The organism is Streptomyces sp. GbtcB7 (genome assembly GCF_019091445.1).
In the GTDB taxonomy this organism is placed as follows: domain Bacteria; phylum Actinomycetota; class Actinomycetes; order Streptomycetales; family Streptomycetaceae; genus Streptomyces; species Streptomyces mirabilis.
In genome coordinates this window covers 1-245 of sequence record NZ_JAGXJM010000498.1, presented here as the reverse complement: position 1 = coordinate 245, position 245 = coordinate 1, and the positions used below count along the sequence as shown (strand labels likewise).

1 protein-coding gene is annotated in these 245 nt (G+C 72.7%); it reads right to left on the bottom strand.

Annotation, left to right across the window (positions count from 1 at the left end; all coding sequences use genetic code 11):
- On the bottom strand, nucleotides 1–245 hold a 245-nt coding region (locus tag KVT44_RS56610; protein ID WP_217577107.1), incomplete at both ends, for a hypothetical protein.

Here is a 245-nt window from a genome sequence, read left to right as displayed (position 1 = left end):
CGCCACCCCCGCCTCCGGTGTCGGAGCTGTCGCCGTAGATGATTCCGCGCCCGTTGGACGCGATGTAGACGCGTCCGTAGATCCGCGGGTCTCCCGTGATCGCGCCGCCGGCCCAACCCCACTGGTGGGCGTCGTCGTTGATGCGGGTCCAGCTGGCGCCCTGGTCCGCCGGGCGGAAGATGCCACGCACCCCGCCGTCCTTCGCGCTGGTGTAGAGCGTCTGGTACGAGGCGCGGGCCGCCCCC